The organism is Candidatus Binatia bacterium, from assembly GCA_023150935.1.
In the GTDB taxonomy this organism is placed as follows: domain Bacteria; phylum Desulfobacterota; class Binatia; order HRBIN30; family HRBIN30; genus JAKLJW01.
The window spans coordinates 1-2,668 of the sequence record JAKLJW010000093.1 but is presented as its reverse complement, the minus strand read 5'-3'; the positions used below and the strand labels follow the sequence as shown (position 1 = coordinate 2,668).

Here is a 2,668-nt window from a genome sequence, read left to right as displayed (position 1 = left end):
ACGCCGATTGAGAAGATATCGGCTACTCAGGGCGATCGGGTCATCGAGAAGGCGCTACTCGGGACGAACGGGAAGGCGCCGCCGCGCAGCCGTGCCCGGCAGCGACGTTGCCCGCTCCCGTCTACCGTCCCTTCTGGTAGGTACCGATCAGTTCGGCCTGCCCGACGACGTGCCCTGCCATCGCTTTCTCCAGCGCGGCTTTGGCGGGAGTCGCGAGATCGGGCAGCACGACGTCCAGCGCGTACAGCTTGTGGAAGTACCGATGCCGGCCGATGGGCGGGCACGGCCCGCCGTAACCGGTGCGCTTCCAATCGTTGAGGCCTTCGCGGGTGCCCGCCGGCAGTTGGGCCGCGGCGATGTCCTCGGGAAGGCCGCCGGCCGCCGGCGGGATGTTGTACAGGACCCAGTGGACCCAGGTCATGCGCGGGGCCTGCGGGTCAGGCGCGTCGGGGTCGTCGACGATCAATGCCAGGCTCTTCGTTCCGGCCGGCACGCCCGACCAATGTAGTGCCGGCGACACGTCGTCGCCCTCGCAGGTGAACTTTGCCGGTATGGCGCCGTTCGGCGCGAAGTTCGGGGATGTCAGTGTCAGTGCCATGCGCGGTCCTCCTTGTGCCAATGCGGGTGGGATCGGGTTCGCCCCCGTCGCAACGAGCAGAACGAATCCGACCAGGATAACGATCCGACGGCCGCCCATGACGATTACGGCGAGCCTTCGTGACGACTGGGTACGGCTTCTCCGGCGAGGTCGCTGCCCGGATCGAGGCAGAGCAACCGCACTCGGCCGGTAGACACGATCTCGCCGGCCTCGTTCCGCGCCGTCGCTTCCCACACCTGGGACCTGCGGCCGCGCGTCACCGGAACACCGGTGACCCGCACCCGGCCACGGCGCACCGCGCGGATGAAACTGGTGTGGTTCTCCACTCCGACAACCGCCTGCCCGCGCGCGTGCGCCGCCAGGCCGGCGCCGAGAGAACACACGGTTTCGACCATGGCGCAGTGCATCCCGCCGTGCACGATGCCGTAGGGCTGCAGATGGCGCTCATCGACGTCGTACTCGACGACCACCTCTTCGGCTGTTGCCCGCACCAGCCGGGCACCCAGGGTGGCATCGAGGCCCCTCATCAACCAGGCACTCACTTCCGAAGACACGCTCGAATCCGCAATGCTCATGGCGCGAGCCTACAACGACACGGGCGACGGTGGGAAGGAGCGCGCGGCCGCTCGCTCCGCGCGCGGCCAACGCGCGGCTTGCGTTGGGTCCTGCCAAACCCGTAGGAAGACCCGCATGCGGGTCTTTGTAACCGGGGCATCGGGATTCATCGGGAAGCGGCTGTTGCCGCGCTTGCAGGCCGACGGACACCTCGTTACGGCGCTGCTGCTCCCGCAGGAAACCGTCCCGCCGTGGAACGACGTCAGTCTGGCCCGCGGCGACATCACCCGCGGCCCGAGCCTCGCCGGGACGATGGCGGGACAAGACGCGGTCGTTCATCTCGCCGGAGCGGTCGGCTACGGACAAACTTTCGAGCGCTGCAACGCGATCAACCGTGACGGCACGCGTCACGTCGCCGAGGAGGCCGAGCGGGCCGGGGTGCGACGCTTCGTACACATGAGTTCGGTGTCGGTTTACGGGCGCCCGGTTGGCGTCAAGGTGACCGAAGATTTTCCGCTCAAGAAGATCAACGATCCGTACGGCGACACGAAGATCGACGCGGAGCGGATCGTCACGACGCTGGCGGATCGGGGAAAGCTCGGTCTGACGATCGTGCGGCCGACGGTCATCTACGGGCCCGGCGACGACAAGTTCCTCCCGAAGATGGTCGACAACCTGCGCGCCGGCCGGGCGCGCATCGTCGGACCGGGCACCAACATCGTCGACGCCTTTCACGTCGACGATGCCGTCGACTTTCTGGCCCGCGTGCTCGTCGACCCGCGGGCCGCCGGCGGAGTGTACAACCTGAGCAACGCCGGCAATCCAACGTGGAACGAGTTCATCGCGCTGGTGGCCGAGGCCCTCGGCGTGCCGGCACCGCGCCGCCACCTGCCCTATCCGGTGGCGTGGGGTCTGGCCGCAATCATGGAAGCCGCGGGATGGGCGACAGGCCAACCGCCGCTGCTCACCCGCTACGCGGTGCGCGTCATCGGCAAGCCGTACTTCTACTCCGCGGAACGTGCCCGGCGTGACCTCGGGTATGCGCCGGCCATCGACCTGCGCGAGGGCGTTCGCCGTTACTTCGCAGACCTCGCCGGGGCCCCGGACGACAAGCCAATCGGCGGATAATGTCTCGGCGTGCGCCGACGCCCGCAACCCAAGGGCTGGCGCGCGCGGAACGCGCGTTCCACCTGCTTGCTGCACCCGGCGATGAATCGCCGGGCTCAACCGGGTCGCCCCGTAAACGGGGCGTGCCCCCGCGGAAAAAGCGTCATTCCCGCGGAAGCAGGGGTGACTGAGATAGCGCGCTTGTCGACAGTCTTCGCCGGGCGAGGGGATCCACCCGCCGCACCACGGCAACAGCACCCCGCCGCGGAGTCAGGTCCCTCTCCCGCAGGGAGAGGTCAGGTGAGGGGATGCGACCGAACCGAGCAGCGGCGGCCGGGAGAATGACCCGATCGCGCCACGAACTGCCCGAGATCAGCGGCGCCGACACACATACCGGGCGACGCCCTC

The 2,668-nt window shown here is 68.5% G+C and carries 3 protein-coding genes; 1 reads left to right on the top strand and 2 read right to left on the bottom strand.

Going from position 1 to position 2,668, the window contains the following annotated elements:
- Positions 1-121 precede the first annotated feature (121 nt).
- Both L6Q96_23085 and L6Q96_23080 read right to left on the bottom strand, forming a co-directional pair.
- Positions 122-598: a YbhB/YbcL family Raf kinase inhibitor-like protein gene (locus tag L6Q96_23085; protein ID MCK6557435.1), complete on the bottom strand. Its 477-nt coding sequence runs from the start codon at positions 596-598 to the stop codon at positions 122-124.
- A gap of 104 nt (positions 599-702) precedes the next feature.
- Positions 703-1,173, bottom strand: coding sequence for a PaaI family thioesterase (locus L6Q96_23080; GenBank protein ID MCK6557434.1), 471 nt, complete (start codon positions 1,171-1,173; stop codon positions 703-705).
- 115 nt (positions 1,174-1,288) lie between these two features.
- Here L6Q96_23080 and L6Q96_23075 point away from each other — a divergent pair, with 115 nt between their 5' ends.
- Positions 1,289-2,281, top strand: coding sequence for an NAD-dependent epimerase/dehydratase family protein (locus L6Q96_23075; protein ID MCK6557433.1), 993 nt, complete (start codon positions 1,289-1,291; stop codon positions 2,279-2,281).
- The last annotated feature ends 387 nt before the right edge of the window (positions 2,282-2,668 follow it).